We start from the raw sequence: 16,685 nt of genomic DNA, 5'->3' as shown, positions 1-16,685 counted from the left end.
CGGCAACCGGGCATTCCGTGCACGGGGTTTTGGTCGGGACCGACACCCGGTCAGTTGGCCGGATCTCTACCGTTTCTGACGGTAAGTCGTGGGTAATCGGCCACGAGTTTTGGCATGGACACTTCCAGCGCGCCGGATCCGCTGCTACTACCTGGTAACGCAGAGATCCTGCTACAGGAGGTCCCATGAAACTGTCCCGTATTTCGGCTTTCTCCTCTTCGCTCCTGCTCGGTGCCGTCCTCGCCCTCACCGGGGCGGGAGCCGCGCAGGCCGCCGGGAGCGCCGCCGTCGACTACGTGGCCCTGGGCGACTCGTACTCCTCGGGCGTCGGCTCCGGGAGCTACGACAGCGCCAGCGGCGACTGCAAGCGCTCCACCAAGGCGTACCCGGTCCTCTGGAAGAACGCGAACGCCCCCTCGTCCTTCGCGTTCACCGCTTGCTCGGGCGCCCGAACGGGTGATGTCACGGCGAAGCAGCTCGGACCTCTCAACACCGGCACCGACCTGGTCTCTCTCACGATCGGAGGCAACGACGCCGGTTTCGCCGACGTCATGACCACCTGCGTCACGCAGTCCGAGGCGACCTGTATCAACCGCGTGAATCAGGCCAAGGGCTACGTGGACTCCACGCTCCCCGGCAACCTCGACTCGGTGTACACCGCGATCCGCGACAAGGCCCCGAACGCCCAGGTCGTGGTGCTCGGCTACCCGCGCTTCTACCAGCTCGGCGGGAGCTGCGTGGCGGGCCTCAGCGAGAACGAGCGGCGCGCCATCAACGACGCCTCCGACTACCTCAACGCGGCCACCGCCAAGAGAGCCGCCAACCACGGCTTCACCTTCGCCAGCGTCGTCCCCGCCTTCACCGGGCACGAGATCTGCTCCTCCGGCACGGCCTGGCTGCACAGCGTCAACTGGCTGAACATCGGTGAGTCGTACCACCCGACCGCCGCCGGCCAGTCCGGCGGCTATCTGCCCAGCTTCAGGAACGCGGCGTAGCACCCGGCGCGGGGGTCGCCGCCGAGGTCGACGGCGACGGCCCCGTGGGAGTGGTGGCCCCGCCCGTCGGGGTCGCCCTCTCGCACGTCACCGAGAAGTCGGCCAGCTCGGACCGGGTCTCCACGGGGGTGCGCACCTCCACCCCCACCGCGTCCGTCAGCGTCCCGTCCGGCCGGTACACCGCCTGGACCCGGCTCACCTGCCGCTCGGCCGGGCCGCCCGCCGGGAAGTCCAGCGTCCGCCACGCGGAGTCCTGCCCCTCGCCGCTCCGGGTGATCCAGCGGTACGAGACCGAGGCCGGCGTCCCGCCCACGGTGAACGTCGCCGTGAACGCGGGCGCCCGGTCCTGCGGCGGCGGACAGCTCCCCGTGTAGTCCGCCCGGTCCGCGCGCACGGACACCACCACCGAGACGGCGGGTGTCCCCGAGGCCGATGTCGTCGGCGGGGTGGTGGCCGGCGTCTCGGGCGGCGCTGCCGTGGTGGTGGCGGGCGTCGTGGCGGGGGCGCCCGTCGTGACCGGCGGCGCGGGCGGCGCCGAGGGGTTCTCGTTCCGCAGCAGCGCGTACGTCAGCCCGCCGCCCACCAGCAGCAGCGCCGCGATCCCGGCGACGAGCGCCCCGCGCCCGCGCCGCCGCTCCCCGGCCCCGCCCCCGGCCGCCGGGCCGCCGGGCGCGGGCAGGGGGGCGGTCGGCCCGCCCGAGGGCCCGGACGGCCCGCCGGGCCCGCCGGAATCCCCGTACCCGCCGCCTCCGCCGCCTCCGCCGTCCGCGCCGGACGGCCGCCGGGGCGGTGCCGCGGGGAAGACGCCGTACGTCGCCGCCCGGGTCGGCCCCTCGCCCGCCGCGATCGCGCGCAGCCGCTCCTCGGCCTCGGCCGCGGACATCCGCGCCTCCGGGTCCTTGCGCAGCAGCCCCTCGATCACCGGCGCCAGCGCCCCGGCCCGCTCCGGCGGCGCGGGCTCCTCGTCCACCACCGCCCGCAGGGTGTCGAGCGCGGTGTCCCGCCGGAACGGCGAGGCGCCCTCCACCGCCGCGTACAGCAGCACGCCCAGCGACCAGAGGTCCGCCTCCAGGCCCGGCGCGCGCCCCATCGCGCGCTCCGGCGCCAGGTATTCGGGGGAGCCGATCAGCTCGCCGGTCATGGTGAGCGGCGAGGTGCCCGCGACGGCCGCGATGCCGAAGTCGGTGAGCACCACCCGCCCGTCGTTGGCGAGCAGCACGTTGGCCGGCTTGACGTCCCGGTGCAGCACCCCCGCCTCGTGCGCCGCGCGGAGCGCCGCGAGCACGTCGGCGCCGATCCCCGCCGCCCGCGCGGGCGGCAGCGGGCCCTCCGCCTCCAGGGTCTCGGCGAGGGTGAGGCCGCGGACCAGCTCCATCACGATCCACGGGCGCCCGTCCTCGGTCACCACGTCGTAGAGGGTGACGGCGCTCCGGTGCGCGACCCGCGCGGCGGCCCACGCCTCGCGCTCCAGGCGCGCGTAGAGCCGCTCCCGGTCCTCGGCGGGCAGCCCGGCCGGGGCCCGCACCTCCTTGACCGCCACCTCGCGCCCCAGGACCTCGTCCCGGGCCCGCCAGACGGTCCCCATCCCGCCTTCGCCGAGCACGTCCAGAAGCCGGTACCGACCCGCGATCACCGTCATCCCCCCACGGTAGCCGAGGCCGGGCGGCTTGTGGTGGCGGAGATCACACCCTGGGGAAGGCGTCGAGGCGGGGGCCCCGCGTGCAGGATGGTTCGTGACGGTTCGGCAGGCGTTCGACCGCTGTCCAACTCACCCTGGAATCAGACGGATTCGGACAGTGATCGTCAACCCCCGTACAGAAGCGGTGAATCCTGCGGCCGGAATACACGGGTGTCGTAGCGGGGCGATAGGGTTAACCTGCCCGGGCCGGGTGCCCTCGTACGGGTGGGGAGTGACATGGAACAGATAGCGATGCGCAGCAGGCCGCGAGTGCCTGCCATCACCTGCGGGAGCAGTGCGACCAGTTCGCGGCTCGACCGCCATCTCGCGGTGCTCGGCGGTCCCGCCGTGCCCCAGCGTGAGGCGGCCGAGGCGACGCTGCTGATGCGCGAGCTGACGGCGCGTGAGACACCGGTGCACGGCCACCGCAGCCGGAGCTCCCGGGTCTCGCTCTTCGCCCCGCTCCGCAGGCTCCGCCGCTCCCTCTTCGGCAGCCACCGCTGACCGACCGTCCGTCCGGACCGGGCTCCCGCGTACCCCGACGCATCGCTCCCGCCCGTTCCGCTCGGCCGGTCGTCCGCCGCACACCGCCCGCTCCCGCACACCCGCCGGACGTGTCCCCGCCCGTCCGGCGCCTCACCCGGTCCGGATCCGGCCGCGACCGGGCCCTCAGCCGCGCGCGTAGCGCCTGACCGCCGCCGGCGCGGCGAGCGCGAGCAGCGCCAGCGACCACAGCAGCGCCCCGGCCACCGGGTGCGCCACGGGCCAGGCCGCGTCCGCCGGCACGGACGCGTCGCCGCACAGCTCCCGTACCGCCGTCGTCACCGCCGAGATCGGGTTCCACTCGGCGACCGTGCGCAGCCAGCCCGGCATCCCGTCCGTCGGGATGTACGCGTTGGACAGCAGCGGCAGCATGAACGTGGCGCTCCCCAGCTGCCCGGCCGCCTCCTCGCTGCCCGAGGCCAGGCCGAGCAGGATGCCCAGCCAGGTCGTGGCGAAGCGGAAGAGCAGCAGCAGCCCCAGCGCGCCCAGCGCCTCCAGGGCGGTGCCCTCGAACCGCCAGCCCATCGCGAGGCCGGCCAGGAGCAGCGGGACCAGGCCCACCGCGGTCGTCACCAGATCCGCCAGCGCCTGCGCGAGCGGGGCCGCGGCCCGGCTGACGGGCAGGGTCCGCAGCCGGTCCGTCACGCCCCGGTGGGTGTCCTGGGCGGCCTGGAACATGCCGGTCATCAGGCCGTTCGCGGCCGTCGCCACCAGCAGCCCCGGCACCAGGTAGGCCCGGTAGTCGGCGCCCGGCATGGCGAGCGCGCCGCCGAGCACGTAACCGAAGAACAGCAGGAAGACGATCGGCATCGTCTGCGTCATGATCGTGATCGCCGGGGCGTGCCGGATCCGCTGGAGGTGCCGGCCGAGGAGCGCGGTGCCGTCGTGGGCGAGGGAGCTCATGCGGGGGTCTCCTGGGGCTCGGGGCGGGAGGTGCGGCCGGTGAGGCGGAGGAACACCTCGTCGAGGGTGGGCGGGCGCAGCGAGGCGTCGATCAGGTGGATCCCGGCGGCGTCGGCCTCGCGCACGATCCTGGGCAGGGTGAGCGCGCTGTCCGTGGTGACCGCGCCGACGGCCTGCCGCTCGGCGTCCAGGACCGGCGCGGAGCCGGTGAGCCGGTCGAGCACCGCGGCGGCGCCGGCCAGGGACGCCGGGTCGGCGACCACGATCTCGGCGTAGCCGCCGATCAGCGCCTTGAGTTCGGCCGGGGTGCCGCGGTGGGCGGCCCGCCCCTCGTCGACCACGACGATCTCGTCGGCGAGCCGGTCGGCCTCCTCCAGGTACTGCGTGGTCAGCAGCACGGTCGTGCCCTGGGACGCCAACCCCCGTACGGCGTCCCAGATCTCGCCCCGGCTGCGCGGATCGAGGCCGGTGGTCGGCTCGTCCAGGAAGAGCACCCGCGGCCGGACGATCAGGCTCGCGGCCAGGTCGAGCCGCCGCCGCATGCCGCCGGAGTAGGTGCGGGCCGGGCGCCCGGCGGCCTCGGCGAGGCCGAAGCGCTCCAGGAGTTCGTCGGCGCGGGAGCGCGGGGCGCGCAGCAGCCGGGCGAAGAGGCGCAGGTTCTCGGCGCCGGTGAGGTCGCCGTCGACGGAGGCGTACTGCCCGGTGACCGCGATCCGCTCGCGCACCCCGGCGGGGTCGCGGACCACGTCCCGCCCGGCGACCAGGGCGCTGCCGGTGTCGGGTGAGGTCAGCGTGGTGAGCACCCGCACCGCCGTGGTCTTGCCCGCGCCGTTGGGGCCGAGGATTCCGCAGACGGTGCCCTCGGGGACGGCCAGGTCGAGCCCGCGCAGCGCGTGGACCTCCCCGTACCGCTTCTGGAGACCCTCACTAAGTACAGCGTACGTAGTTGTCATGCGGCGACCCTAGCGCACTACGTACGATGTACGTAACAAGGTGGCCGGAGGGCGTCACTACGATGGGGCCGACGAGGTGGTGAGCGATGGCGGGCCGAGCGGCCGAACCCGAAGTGATCTGGGCGCGCCCCGAGCGCGCGGGCCGGGGCCCCAGACCGGCCCACAGCCGGAGCGACATCGCGGCGGCGGCCGTGCGCATCGCCGACACGGACGGCGTCGACGCGGTCTCCATGCGCCGGGTCGCGGCCGAACTGGGCTGCGGCACGATGTCGCTGTACAACTACGTGCCGCGCAAGGAGGACCTGTACGAGCTGATGGTCGACGCGGCCGCCGCGGAGTACGAGCTCCCCGACGCGCCCAGCGGCGACTGGCGGGCCGACATGACCGGCCTCGCCCGGCAGACCCGCGCGATCATGTACCGGCACCCCTGGCTCTCCCGCGTGATGACCAGCGCCTACGGCTTCACCCCCCACGCGCTGCGCTACCTGGAGTGGAGCCTCGGCTGCCTGGCGCCGCTCGACGTGGACCCGGGCCTGAAGATGCAGCTCATCGCCATGGTCAACGGCACCGTCATGGCCACCGTCCGCAACGAGCAGGACATGGCCGAGCGGGCCCGCGCGCTGCCCTGGTCCGAGGCGGAGGAGCAGGCGGTGCGCGGCGCCTACCTGCGCGACCGGGTCGCCACCGGCGCCTATCCGCACCTCGCCGCGCTGCTCGCCGTGTCCCCCGCTCCCGTCGACCCGGACGAGGTCTTCGAGCTGTCCCTCGCCCGGCTGCTCGACTCCTTCGCGCCACCGGGCGCCTGACCGGACCGGCGCGGCGCGGGCCCCGGCCCGGTCAGAGCAGCATGAACTGCCCCTCCGGGCCCTCCTCCTGATGGTCCAGCACGGACGCCGGGCGGCGCGCCCCCTCCGGTACGGGCAGCACCCCCGCCGCCCGCAGCGCCGCCCGGTCCACACCCGCCGCGAGCGCCCGCGCCGTGAGCGCCGCGCGCTCCGGCGCCCGTTCGGCGAGCAGGGCCAGGACCGTGATCAGTTCCAGCAGCTCCGAGGTCCACTCCTGCGGCCAGCCCGCCGGGCCGATCGCCTCCAGGCCGCCCGGCTCGGCGGGCGCGGTCCGGTGCGCGAACCACTGCTCCAGCATCCGGGCACCCCCCACCTCGAACTCCCAGGCACCCGCCGGGACCGGCGAGATCCGCCCGCCGCCGACGCTCAGGACCTCCTCCGCCGCGTCGTACGCCAACCCCGCCGGACGCGCCGGCACCGCCACCCGTACGTAGGGCCGCCGGCCGCCCGGCAGCCGGGGCCGCGCCCCGCCCCGGGCCCCGCGCAGCTGCACCCCGACCAGCTCCCGGCCCAGCGCCACCCCCGCCGCCCACAGCTCCGGGTCGGCGGGCAGCGGCACCCGGCAGCCCGCCGGGGAGGGGACACCCGCCGCGACCGCCCACGCCAGCACGTCGGCGGCGGCGACCTCGGCCCCGTACCGGCCGCGCAGCAGCGGCAGCAGGCCCGGCGCCAGATTCGGCTCCGCGCCCCCGGGGCGGCGGAACAGCGGCCGGATCCTGCCCGGCCGCCCGGCGGGGGAGCGGCCGTCCGGGAGCACCCCCGTCACCAGCAGCGCGGGACCGGCCGCGCCCGGCACGTACCCCTGCTCGACGGCGAACAGCTGCCGCTCGTCGGCGACCCGCCACAGCTCGGGGCGGGCGGAGTCGATCAGCCGGTGGTCGGGCAGCAGCCACTGCTCGTCGAAGGGCCCGTGCGCCAGCCGCACCGGCTCGGGGCAGCCGCCCGCCTCCCGGGCGAGGCGGACCGTGCCGGTCCGCTGCCCCGGCAGCGCCGCCACCGAACTCGACGGCGTCCGCGCCCGGCTGGACCGGAACAGCGCCTCCCGCTCGGCGCCCCGCGCCGCCACGAGCCGGTCCCAGCGGGCCCTGAGCGTGCGCGGATCGGGGGCGACGATCCAGGAGCGGCCGAGCCGCAGCGGGGCCGTGGACCACGGCATGAGGTCGTCGAGCAGGGGGGCGTCGAGCAGGGGCGCGTCGAGCAGCGGCTGGTCCTCCGTCACGCCCCGCATCGTAACGACGCCGCTCAGTGCGCCTCCACCGTCACGGTGAAGGAGAAGCGGTCGCCCCGGTACCGGATCCGGGCCACGTCGACCACCCGGCCCTCCTCGTCGTAGGTGACGCCGGTGTAGTGCAGGATCGGCGAGAGCAGCGGCACCCGCAGCAGGGCGGCCGTCTCGGGGTCCGCCAGCCGCGCCTCCACGGTGTCGGTGATCCGGCTGATCCGGACCCCGACCAGGTCCCGCAGCACCTTCGTCATCGGCCAGCGCTCCAGGTCGGCCGGGTCGATGCCGGCCGCGATCTCCGGAAGCACCGCGTTCTCCGCCCAGTTGGTCGGCTCGCCGCTCTCCCCGTCGGCGCGCAGCCGCCGGTAGACCGCGACCTCCCCGGCGCCGGGGAAGTAGTCGGCGAGCTCGCCCGGCACCGGCCCGGTGCCGTGGCCGAGGACGGTGGTCAGCTCGCCGGACTGCTGGGCCACGATCGCGTCGATCGAGCCGAGCAGCCGGCGCGGGGTGGAGCGCCGGGCGCCCGGCTCGATGAAGGTGCCGCGCCGCCGGTGCCGGCTGATCAGGCCCTCCTCCTCCAGCTCCTTCAGCGCCTGCCGCATGGTCAGCACGCTGACGCCGTAGTGCTGGGCGAGCTGCTCCTCGGTGGGCAGCCGCAGCGAGGCGTCCGGGGTGCGGCCCAGTATGGAGGCGCGCAGCGACTGCGAGACCTGGTACCAGAGCGGCAGCTTCCGGTTCAGCACCAGCGAGTCGGGGGCGAAGGCGGTCACGGCGTTCTCCGTACGACGGCTACGAGACTTCCGGCCAGGACCTTACGGCCGGAAGTGGCGCTGAAGACCCTGCCATACGTCGTCGTAGCGCTGCTGCAGGTGGTCGGCCTCCGCCGCCTGCGGGGTGGCGGTGATCGGCCAGCGGGTCTCGAACATGAAGGCCAGACCGTCGTCGATCTTGTGCGGCTTGAGCTCGGCGGCGCTGGCCCGGTCGAAGGTCTCCCGGTCGGGGCCGTGCGCGGACATCATGTTGTGGAGCGAGCCGCCGCCCGGCACGAAGCCCTCCGCCTTGGCGTCGTAGGCGCCCTCGATCAGGCCCATGTACTCGCTCATCACGTTGCGGTGGAAGTACGGCGGGCGGAAGGTGTCCTCGCCGACCAGCCAGCGCGGCGCGAAGACCACGAAGTCGACGCCGGCGAGCCCGGGGGTGTCGGACGGCGAGGTGAGCACCGTGAAGATCGACGGGTCCGGGTGGTCGTACGAGATCGTCCCGATCACATTGAATCGGCGCAGGTCGTAGACGTACGGGGTGTGGTTGCCGTGCCAGGCGACGACGTCCAGCGGGGAGTGGCCGTAGGTCGCCGACCAGAGGTTGCCGCAGTACTTGTTGACGACCTCGACCGGGCCCTCCACGTCCTCGTAGGCGGCGACGGGCGCGCGGAAGTCCCGCGCGTTGGCCAGGCCGTTGGCGCCGATCGGGCCGAGGTCGGGGAGCTGGAAGGGCGCCCCGTAGTTCTCGCAGACATAGCCCCGGGCGCTCGCGTCGAGCAGCTCGACGCGGAACCGGACCCCGCGCGGGACCAGCGCGATCTCGCCGGGGGAGACCGCGAGCAGGCCGAGCTCGGTGCGCAGCAGCAGCCCGCCGTGCTCGGGGACGATCAGCAGCTCGCCGTCGGCGTCGCTGAACACCCGCTCCATCGGCGCGTTCGCGTGGTACAGGTGCACGGCCATGCCGCTGCGCTGGGCCGCGTCGCCGTTGCCGCCGAGCGTCCACAGGCCCGCCAGCCAGTCCGTGCCCGCCGGGGGCTCCGGCAGCGGGTTCCAGCGCAGCCGGTTGGGGTCGGGGACGGTCTCGGTGAACGGGGCGGTGCGCACGGCCCCGTTGCCGACCCGGGTGAACGGCGGGTGCGCGGCCGAGGGGCGGATCCGGTAGAGCCAGGAGCGCCGGTTGTGCGCCCGAGGCTCCGTGAACGCCGAGCCGCTGAGCTGCTCCGCGTACAGGCCGAGCGGCGCCCGCTGCGGCGAGTTCCGGCCCTCCGGCAGGGCGCCGGGGACGGCCTCGGAGCCGTGCTCGTTGCCGAATCCCGTGCTGTAGCTCAGCGCTGCGGCCGTCTTGCCGGCCTGTTCCGCGTTCATCGCGTGCTCCTGTCCTGACGCTCACAACAATCCTATGCATGACCGTAGGATTCCGCTCCCGCTCCCGTCAACGGTCCCTTTCCGGGGCGTCTTGGGCGCGTCTTGGACGCGGTGCGTGCACGGGGGGTTCCAAAAGATGAACATTGCTCTACTCTCTCGCGCATGTCGTGGACCCGAAGGTTCGTTCTCGCGCTCACCGCCGTCCTCGCGGCCCTCGCCGCCACCCTCGTCGCCGCCCCCGCCGCCCTGGCCCACGAGGAACGGCCCGTCACCCTGCCCGACGGCTCGGGCAGCGTGCCCGTGCTGCGCACCGGCGAACCGGACCTCCTGGTCTGCAAGGCCGACCGGGCCGACTTCGAACGCCGGATCGCCGCCTTCCCGGCCGCGCTGAAGGCCCGCAACCTCGCCCTCTTCGAGCGCTGCACCGCCCCCGGCACCCGCCAGGGCTTCCGCCACATCCAGCAGGCCGTCGACGCCGTCGACCGCCCCGGCATGACCATCGCGATCCTGCCGGGGCTCTACGAGGAGGAGCCCTCCCAGCCCGCCCCCACCGGCGCCTGCGCCGCCCTCAAGGCGCCGCTCTCCGGGCTCGGCTACCAGATCCTCAGCTACGAACAGCAGAAGCGCTGCCCCCACAACCAGAACCTGGTCGCCATCCTCGGCAAGAAGAACCTCCAGATCGAAGGCGTCGGAGCCTCCCGCCTCGACGTCGTCGTCGACGCGAAGTACACCAAGCTCAACGCCATCCGCGCCGACGGCTCCGACGGCGTCTACTTCCGCAACTTCACCGCCCAGCGCACCACCTTCAACTCGCTCTACGTCCTCGCCGCCGACGGCTTCGTCATCGACGACGTCCTCACCCGCTGGAACGACGAGTACGGCTTCCTCACCTTCGCCTCCGACCACGGCCTCTACAAGAACTGCGAGTCCTACGGCAACGGCGACTCCGGCATCTACCCCGGCTCGGCCTCGAACATCAACGACGGCCGCGGCTACGACGTCCCCCGCTACGCCATCGAGATCACCGGCTGCCGCAGCCACCACAACATGGTCGGCTACAGCGGGACCGCCGGAGACTCCGTCTACGTCCACGACAACGAGTTCGACCACAACATGGGCGGCGCCTCCATGGACTCCGCCTTCCCCGGCCACCCCGGACTCCCGCAGAACCACGCCCGCTTCGAACGCAACCTGATCCACGACAACAACGCCAACTACTACCCGTACGTCGCCGACGGCACCTGCGCCAAGCCGCCCGCCGAACGCGGCTACGAGCAGGGTGTCGTCTGCCCCCAGATCTCCATGCCGCCCGGCACCGGCATCATCACCGCCGGAGGCAACTGGAACCTCTACGAGAACAACTGGGTCTACGGGCACCAGCGCGCCGCCTTCTTCCTCAGCGCCGTCCCCGCCTTCATCCGCGGCGAGTCCGCCTGGGGCAAGCAGACCGACACCTCCCACCACAACCGCTACGCGGGCAACCACCTTGGTGTCGACCGCGCCGGCACCTCCCGCCCCAACCGCACCGACGTCTGGTGGGACGGCCAGGGCGGCGGCAACTGCTGGCAGTCCGACGCGGGCCCGAGCACCCCCACCTCCCTCCCCGCCTGCGGCGCCGCCCGCGGCGAGGTCACCGGCGACACCGGCCGCCTCGTCGGCGAACCCGCCAAGCTCGCCCAGCTCCTCGTCTGCGCCGACTACAACGTCCAGGCCCGCCGCCTGCCCGCCGGCTGCGACTGGTACGGCGCCCGCGGCATCCAGCGCGTCGAGACCCAACTGGCCCTCGGCACCGCGGCCGTCCTCGCCCTCGTCGGCACCCTCCTCTGGTGGCGCCGCCTGCGCGGCAGCCGCCTCGCCGCCGTCGCCACCGGCCTGGGCCTGACCGGCCTCGCCCTCGACGTCGCCGGCTCGACCCTCGCCCTCACCCCGACCCCCGTCCCCGCCCTGGCCCTGCTCCTCACCGGCCTCTGGTGGACCGGCGCGGGCCTCGCCCTGCGCGCGAGCGGCACCCGCCCCGCCTTCGCCTGGACCACCGTGGCCCTGGGCGCCCTCACCCTCCTCGACGCCTTCGACAAGGCGGTCCTGATGATCCCGTGGATCCCCCTCGGCCCCGCCTGGATCCGCGGCCTGCTCGCCGTGGTCTGGGTCCTCTGGGCCGTGATCGCCGCGGGCACCCGCGCCACGCCCTCCACCACCACCTCCTCCACCATCACGACGACCCCGGCGGGCAGCCCGGCATGACACCTCCGACCTTCGCCTCCGCCTCCGCCTCTCCGTCCGCGCCCGGCGTCGGCCGTGCGGCCCGTGCGGCCCGCACCGCGCGGGTCGCGCTCGGCCTCGTGCTGGGTGCCGTGCTGCTGCTCGCCGGGTGCGGCGGGCGGCCCACGACCCACCACAAGCCCGGCACCAGCCACCAGGAGGCCACCGGCGCCAACGGCACCGTCCTCGCCGCCGAGGACGCCACCGGGCACCGCCTCCGCGAGGTGCCCGCCGCCGGGGCGCCCGGCGTGCGCGTCGAGCTCCGCCCCGACAGCGAGGGCGGCTGGAACGTCCACCTGCTGGTGGAGAGGTTCCGCTTCACCCCCGAGAGCACCGGCGGCGCCGCCCTCCTCGGCCGCGGCCACGCCCGGCTCCTCCTCGACGGCCGCGAGACCGCCCGCGCCTACGGCCCCTGGGCCCACGTCCCGGCCGGCGCCCGCACCCTCACCGTCCGGCTCTACGCCGACGACCACACCGTCTGGGCCGTCGCGGGCCGCCCGATCGAGGCCGTCGTCCCCCTGACCGCCGCCACCCCGCCCGACGGCACCCCGTCCACCGCCCCGCCCGCGGCCACGGCCTCCGCCACCCCGGCCGGCCGTACCCTCACCGTCACCATCACCGGCGACTCCGTCCAACCACCCCCTTCCCGGGTCGCGTTCAAGAAGGGCGAACGCCTCACCCTCCAGGTGACCAGCGACCGCGCCGACACCCTCCACGTCCACGGCTACGACCGCGAACTCCCCCTTCCCGCCGGAACCCCGGCCACCCTCACCCTCACCCTGGACCGCACCGGCCTCTTCGAGGTGGAGACCCACGAGTCCGGACTCGTGCTGACCCAACTCGTCGTCCGATGACGGGGCTGCCGCTCGCCCACGGCGTGGGCTCCCAGCACGACCTGCCCCTCTCGCCCTTCTACGCCTACGCGGGCGCCTTCGCCGCGCTCTTCGTCTCCTTCCTCTCGCTCGGCCTGCTCTGGTCCTCCTCCCGCTTCCGCGGCGACCGGGCCGGCCGCCCCCTGCCCGCCGCCGTCCAGCGCCTCGCCGACGCCCCCGCCACCCGCACCGCGCTACGGGCACTCGGCGCCGCCGCCGCGCTGCTCCTCGTCCTCCACCTCCTCCTCGGCCCCGACGACCCGGACCGCAACCCCGCGCCCGGCGCTGTCTACGTCCTGCTCTGGGTCGGACTCGTCCCCGCCTCCCTCCTCCTCGGCCCCGTCTGGCGCCTGCTCAACCCCCTGCGCGCCCTCCACTCGGCCCTGCGCCGCCTCCGGCCCCTCCCTCCCGCCGGGCGCCCGCCACGCCCGCTCCCCGACCGGCTCGGCATCCGGCCCGCCGCCCTCGGCCTGCTCCTCTTCACCTGGCTCGAACTCGTCGCCCCCGACAACACCTCCGCCCCCGTCCTCCTCGCCGCCCTCGGCGCGCACGCCGCCGTCCAGTTCCTCGGCGCCGCCCGCTACGGCCCCGACTGGTTCGCCCGCGCCGACCCCTTCGAGGTCTACTCCTCCCTCCTCGCCCGGCTCTCCCCGCTCGGCCGCCGCGCCGACGGCCGGCTCGTCCTGCGCTCCCCCTTCGACGGGCTCGACGCCACCCCGCCGCTCCCCGGCCTCGTCGCCTCCGTCTGCGTCCTGCTCGGCTCCACCGCGTACGACGGCCTCTCCGACAACCCCCGCTGGATCACCGTCCTCCAGACCTCGGCCCTCGGACGCACCCCCACCGCCACCCTCGGACTGCTCGCCGCCGTCGCCCTCGTCGCCGCCCTCTACGGACTCTGCGCCGGAGCCCTGCGCCTCCTGAACCGCGAACTCACCACCCCGCTCACCTCCTTCGCCCACTCGCTCCTGCCCATCGCCCTCGGCTATCTCGTCGCCCACTACTTCTCGCTCTTCGTCACCGAAGCGCCACGTACGGTCATCATGGCAGCGGGCACTGACAACGCCCCCTCGCCCGCTCCACCACTGGGTCCCGGCGGCCTCGCGACCCTCCAGGTCGCCTCGATCGTCGTCGGCCACGTCCTCGGCGTCGTCGCCGCGCACGACCGGTCCGTCCGCCTCTTCCCGCCCGACCGCGCCGTGGCCGGCCAGCTCCCGCTGTTCGCGCTGATGATCGCGTACACCCTCGGCGGCATCGGCCTGCTGATCGCCTGACCCGGGCCGGAACGGCATGATGGTCCCCGTGCCCCAGCCCGACCCGCAGTCCCCGGCCGTGCGGCGGACCGTTCCGGCCCTCCGTCGCGCCCCCGTGCAGCAGCGCAGCGCCGAACGCCTCGCCCGGATCCTCGACGCCTGCGCCGAACTCCTCGACGAGACCGGCTACGAGCAGCTGAGCACCCGGGCCGTCGCCGCTCGGGCCGGTGTCCCGATCGGCTCCGTCTACCGCTTCTTCGGCAACAAGCGGGCCCTCGCCACCGCCCTCGCCCTCCGCAACCTGGACCGCTACGCGGCCCGCATCGCGGCGCGCCTCGACGTGCTGGGCCCCGGCGCGGGCGGCCCCGACGCCGACATAGATGCCGCCGCCGACGCCGTCGCCCTCGTCGACGTCGTCCTCGACGAGTACATCGCGATGAAGCGGACCGTCCCCGGTTTCGCCCGCGTCGACTTCGGCATCCCGGCCCCCGGCGAGGAGGGCGACGAGCCCCCCAACCACCTCGTCGTCGACCGCATCTGCGGACTGCTCGCCGGCCCGCTCGGCCGCTCCGCCGACGAGACGCTGCGCCGCAAGGTGCTCGTCGGCGTCGAGGCCACCGACGCCCTGCTGCAACTGGCCTTCCGCGCCGACCCGTCCGGCGACCCCGCGCTGATCGCGGAGACCCGCACCCTCCTCCGCGCCTACCTCGCCCCCTCACTCGGCTGAGTCGCACAGCCGTGACCTGGGGTTTTGCTCGTATTGCTCACACGTCAACATCTTGTTAACGCCGGAACCGGCCACCTACCGTCATCCGCACCGCCGCTCTGGCGGGAGTTCAAGGGTGAACGTGAGGTGTCCTCCCATGCTGACCATCCTCGGCTTCGCCATGATCGCGACCTTCCTGGTCCTGATCATGACGAAGAAGATGTCGCCGATCGCGGCGCTCGTGCTGATTCCCGCGCTGTTCTGCGTCGCCGTCGGACAAGGGGCCCAGCTGGGCGACTACGTCATCGAAGGCGTCGGCAAGCTGGCCCCGACGGCGGCGATGCTGATGTTCGCGATCGTCTACTTCGGCGTCATGATCGACGTCGGCCTGTTCGACCCGATCGTCCGGGGCATCCTCCGCTTCTGCAAGGCCGACCCGATGCGCGTGGTGGTCGGTACGGCGGTGCTCGCCGCGATCGTCTCGCTGGACGGTGACGGCTCGACCACCTTCATGATCACCGTTTCGGCGATGTACCCGCTGTACAAGCGCCTCGGCATGAGCCTGGTCGTCATGACCGGTGTCGCCGCCACCGCCAACGGCGTCATGAACACCCTTCCCTGGGGCGGCCCGACCGCCCGCGCGGCCACCGCGCTCAAGCTGGACGCGGCCGACATCTTCGTCCCGATGATCCCGGCGCTCGCCATGGGCCTGCTCTTCGTCTTCATCCTCTCGTACGTGCTCGGCCTCCGTGAGCGCAAGCGCGTCGGCTACCTGAGCCTGGACGAGGCCCTGGTCCCGGAGTCCGAGACCGTCCTGGTCGGGGCGGGCGGCGGCAAGGGCGCGAAGGCATCCAAGGGGTCCAAGGCCGCCGAGTCCGGCGCCGCGGGTACGGGTGCGGGTACGGGCACGGGCGGCGGCGAGGGAGCCGGCGCCGATGCCGAGGACGAGGGATTCCAGGGGCTCGACCCGAACCGTGCGACCCTGCGCCCCAAGCTGTACTGGTTCAACGCCGGCCTCACCGTCGCCCTGCTCGCCGCGATGATCATGGAGCTGCTGCCGATCCCGGTGCTGTTCCTCCTCGGTGCCGCGCTCGCGCTCACGGTCAACTACCCCAAGATGGCCGAGCAGAAGGAGCGCATCGCCGCCCACGCGGACAACGTCCTCAACGTCTCCGGCATGGTCTTCGCCGCCGCCGTCTTCACCGGCGTGCTCACCGGCACCGGCATGGTCAAGCACATGGCGGACTGGCTGGTCGGCGCGATCCCCGAGGGCATGGGCCCGCACATGGCCCTCGTGACCGGCCTGCTGAGCCTCCCGCTCACGTACTTCATGTCGAACGACGGCTTCTACTTCGGCGTCCTGCCGGTGCTCGCCGAGGCGGGCGCGGCCCACGGCGTGTCGCCGCTGGAGATCGCCCGCGCCTCCCTCGTCGGCCAGGCCCTGCACATGTCGAGCCCGCTGGTCCCGGCGGTGTACGTGCTGGTCGGCATGGCCAAGGTCGAGTTCGGCGACCACACCAGGTTCACCGTGAAGTGGGCCGCGCTGACCTCGCTGGTGGTGCTCGCGGCGGGGATCCTCTTCGGGATCATCTAGGCCCGGACGGGTGGAAGTCGGAGGGCGGCACGGCACGGTGCCGCTCTCTGTGTCGTATCAGTCACTAATAGTCAGATTATCGGTTCACGAAATCCGAGATCTGTACGAATGCATGACTGGAGGACACTCGCATGACCGCTCCGGCTCTCCGCCCCCTGCTCTCCTCGGCCGTCGCCGCCCTGGTCATGGGCTCGGTCGCCCTGGCGGGGGCACCCTCGGCGTTCGCCGCCCCCGGCGACAACGGCGACGTCAAGATCCACAGCTCGGGCACCGCCCCCGACAGCAACAAGGACGAGCCCAAGGTCTGCAAGTTCTACCTCGCCGCCTTCAACTTCGACGGGCTCCAGGAAGTGAGCTGGGACATCTCCCCACAGCCGCCCAAGGCGGGCTCGCCGAACCTCAGCGGCAAGATCACCCTCGGCGCGAGCGGTGACGGGCACACCAGCGACCTCGTCCTCCCCGACGGTCAGTACAAGCTGGACTGGACCTTCGTCGGCGAGAACGGCGCCGGCAAGCACAAGGTCTTCAAGGTGGACTGCGGCACCACCCCGACCCCGCCCCCCACCACCGGAGGCAGCAGCAACGGCGGCAGCACGGGCGGCGGTACGGGTGGGAACACGGGCGGCAGCACGGGCGGCGGCGGCAAGCCGCCGCAGACAGCCAGCCGACCAGCCGTCGAAGTCCGCGTTCGGTCTCGCGGTCGGCCGCTGCCGTCGCGGTGGAGAGCAGGTTGCGGGTC

15 protein-coding genes are annotated in these 16,685 nt (G+C 73.9%); 9 read left to right on the top strand and 6 right to left on the bottom strand.

The annotated features are described in order from the left end of the window. The first annotated feature begins 185 nt into the window (after positions 1 to 185). Positions 186 to 995 (top strand): SGNH/GDSL hydrolase family protein, encoded by an 810-nt coding sequence (locus AB0C99_RS31540; RefSeq protein ID WP_362482432.1) that lies wholly within the window; start codon positions 186 to 188, stop codon positions 993 to 995. On the opposite strand, the gene AB0C99_RS31535 is transcribed toward AB0C99_RS31540, so the two are convergent. Further along, positions 979 to 2,634 carry a serine/threonine-protein kinase gene (locus tag AB0C99_RS31535; protein ID WP_362482430.1) on the bottom strand — a complete coding sequence of 552 codons (1,656 nt, stop codon included), beginning with the start codon at positions 2,632 to 2,634 and terminating at the stop codon, positions 979 to 981. The genes AB0C99_RS31540 and AB0C99_RS31535 overlap by 17 nt on opposite strands. 276 nt (positions 2,635 to 2,910) lie before the next feature. Between AB0C99_RS31535 and AB0C99_RS31530 the strand changes: the two genes are divergently transcribed. After that, positions 2,911 to 3,177 carry a hypothetical protein gene (locus tag AB0C99_RS31530; protein ID WP_362482428.1) on the top strand — a complete coding sequence of 89 codons (267 nt, stop codon included), beginning with the start codon at positions 2,911 to 2,913 and terminating at the stop codon, positions 3,175 to 3,177. A 165-nt stretch (positions 3,178 to 3,342) separates the two neighbouring features. On the opposite strand, the gene AB0C99_RS31525 is transcribed toward AB0C99_RS31530, so the two are convergent. Further along, a complete protein-coding gene (locus AB0C99_RS31525) occupies positions 3,343 to 4,119 on the bottom strand; it encodes an ABC transporter permease (protein ID WP_362482425.1) in 777 nt (258 codons plus the stop codon). Beyond that, positions 4,116 to 5,072: an ATP-binding cassette domain-containing protein gene (locus AB0C99_RS31520; protein ID WP_362482422.1), complete on the bottom strand. Its 957-nt coding sequence runs from the start codon at positions 5,070 to 5,072 to the stop codon at positions 4,116 to 4,118. Before AB0C99_RS31520 ends, AB0C99_RS31525 begins: the two co-directional genes overlap by 4 nt. A gap of 86 nt (positions 5,073 to 5,158) precedes the next feature. Here AB0C99_RS31520 and AB0C99_RS31515 point away from each other — a divergent pair, with 86 nt between their 5' ends. Further along, positions 5,159 to 5,878 carry a TetR/AcrR family transcriptional regulator gene (locus AB0C99_RS31515; protein WP_362482420.1) on the top strand — a complete coding sequence of 240 codons (720 nt, stop codon included), beginning with the start codon at positions 5,159 to 5,161 and terminating at the stop codon, positions 5,876 to 5,878. 31 nt (positions 5,879 to 5,909) lie between these two features. On the opposite strand, the gene AB0C99_RS31510 is transcribed toward AB0C99_RS31515, so the two are convergent. From AB0C99_RS31510 to hmgA, 3 genes are read right to left on the bottom strand one after another with little or no spacing between them, the layout of a single operon-like run. Then, complete coding sequence (locus AB0C99_RS31510; RefSeq protein ID WP_362482417.1) at positions 5,910 to 7,145, bottom strand: type ISP restriction/modification enzyme; 1,236 nt, start codon at positions 7,143 to 7,145, stop codon at positions 5,910 to 5,912. A gap of 14 nt (positions 7,146 to 7,159) precedes the next feature. Beyond that, positions 7,160 to 7,909 carry a GntR family transcriptional regulator gene (locus tag AB0C99_RS31505; RefSeq protein WP_362482414.1) on the bottom strand — a complete coding sequence of 250 codons (750 nt, stop codon included), beginning with the start codon at positions 7,907 to 7,909 and terminating at the stop codon, positions 7,160 to 7,162. A gap of 42 nt (positions 7,910 to 7,951) precedes the next feature. Next, positions 7,952 to 9,265: a homogentisate 1,2-dioxygenase gene (gene hmgA, locus AB0C99_RS31500; RefSeq protein WP_362482412.1), complete on the bottom strand. Its 1,314-nt coding sequence runs from the start codon at positions 9,263 to 9,265 to the stop codon at positions 7,952 to 7,954. Between the two features lie 162 nt (positions 9,266 to 9,427). Between hmgA and AB0C99_RS31495 the strand changes: the two genes are divergently transcribed. The 6 genes from AB0C99_RS31495 to AB0C99_RS31470 all read left to right on the top strand — a co-directional run. After that, complete coding sequence (locus tag AB0C99_RS31495; protein WP_362482409.1) at positions 9,428 to 11,506, top strand: right-handed parallel beta-helix repeat-containing protein; 2,079 nt, start codon at positions 9,428 to 9,430, stop codon at positions 11,504 to 11,506. Then, positions 11,503 to 12,378 carry a hypothetical protein gene (locus AB0C99_RS31490; RefSeq protein ID WP_362482406.1) on the top strand — a complete coding sequence of 292 codons (876 nt, stop codon included), beginning with the start codon at positions 11,503 to 11,505 and terminating at the stop codon, positions 12,376 to 12,378. Before AB0C99_RS31495 ends, AB0C99_RS31490 begins: the two co-directional genes overlap by 4 nt. Further along, positions 12,375 to 13,667: a hypothetical protein gene (locus AB0C99_RS31485; protein WP_362482404.1), complete on the top strand. Its 1,293-nt coding sequence runs from the start codon at positions 12,375 to 12,377 to the stop codon at positions 13,665 to 13,667. Before AB0C99_RS31490 ends, AB0C99_RS31485 begins: the two co-directional genes overlap by 4 nt. Before the next feature lie 19 nt (positions 13,668 to 13,686). Next, entirely contained in the window at positions 13,687 to 14,373 is a 687-nt protein-coding gene (locus AB0C99_RS31480) for a TetR family transcriptional regulator (protein WP_362482524.1), read from the top strand. A 136-nt stretch (positions 14,374 to 14,509) separates the two neighbouring features. Next, complete coding sequence (locus AB0C99_RS31475) at positions 14,510 to 15,946, top strand: citrate:proton symporter (protein ID WP_362482401.1); 1,437 nt, start codon at positions 14,510 to 14,512, stop codon at positions 15,944 to 15,946. A gap of 131 nt (positions 15,947 to 16,077) precedes the next feature. Further along, positions 16,078 to 16,685 (top strand): hypothetical protein (locus AB0C99_RS31470; protein WP_362482398.1); only part of this gene is annotated, 608 nt, incomplete at its 3' end.

Origin of the sequence: Streptomyces sp. NPDC048659, from assembly GCF_040650575.1 — a bacterium.
In the GTDB taxonomy this organism is placed as follows: domain Bacteria; phylum Actinomycetota; class Actinomycetes; order Streptomycetales; family Streptomycetaceae; genus Streptomyces.
This window is presented reverse-complemented; position numbering and strand designations above follow the sequence as displayed.

What these genes read in the sequence shown, in the direction of transcription:
- AB0C99_RS31540 (WP_362482432.1), top strand. Translation starts at nt 186, where the DNA reads ATGAAACTGTCCCGTATTTCGGCTTTCTCCTCTTCGCTCCTGCTCGGT.
- AB0C99_RS31490 (WP_362482406.1), top strand. Translation starts at nt 11,503, where the DNA reads ATGACACCTCCGACCTTCGCCTCCGCCTCCGCCTCTCCGTCCGCGCCC.
- hmgA (WP_362482412.1), bottom strand. Translation starts at nt 9,265, where the DNA reads ATGAACGCGGAACAGGCCGGCAAGACGGCCGCAGCGCTGAGCTACAGC.
- AB0C99_RS31510 (WP_362482417.1), bottom strand. Translation starts at nt 7,145, where the DNA reads ATGCGGGGCGTGACGGAGGACCAGCCGCTGCTCGACGCGCCCCTGCTC.
- AB0C99_RS31485 (WP_362482404.1), top strand. Translation starts at nt 12,375, where the DNA reads ATGACGGGGCTGCCGCTCGCCCACGGCGTGGGCTCCCAGCACGACCTG.
- AB0C99_RS31520 (WP_362482422.1), bottom strand. Translation starts at nt 5,072, where the DNA reads ATGACAACTACGTACGCTGTACTTAGTGAGGGTCTCCAGAAGCGGTAC.
- AB0C99_RS31515 (WP_362482420.1), top strand. Translation starts at nt 5,159, where the DNA reads ATGGCGGGCCGAGCGGCCGAACCCGAAGTGATCTGGGCGCGCCCCGAG.
- AB0C99_RS31530 (WP_362482428.1), top strand. Translation starts at nt 2,911, where the DNA reads ATGGAACAGATAGCGATGCGCAGCAGGCCGCGAGTGCCTGCCATCACC.
- AB0C99_RS31480 (WP_362482524.1), top strand. Translation starts at nt 13,687, where the DNA reads ATGGTCCCCGTGCCCCAGCCCGACCCGCAGTCCCCGGCCGTGCGGCGG.
- AB0C99_RS31495 (WP_362482409.1), top strand. Translation starts at nt 9,428, where the DNA reads ATGTCGTGGACCCGAAGGTTCGTTCTCGCGCTCACCGCCGTCCTCGCG.
- AB0C99_RS31535 (WP_362482430.1), bottom strand. Translation starts at nt 2,634, where the DNA reads ATGACGGTGATCGCGGGTCGGTACCGGCTTCTGGACGTGCTCGGCGAA.
- AB0C99_RS31475 (WP_362482401.1), top strand. Translation starts at nt 14,510, where the DNA reads ATGCTGACCATCCTCGGCTTCGCCATGATCGCGACCTTCCTGGTCCTG.
- AB0C99_RS31525 (WP_362482425.1), bottom strand. Translation starts at nt 4,119, where the DNA reads ATGAGCTCCCTCGCCCACGACGGCACCGCGCTCCTCGGCCGGCACCTC.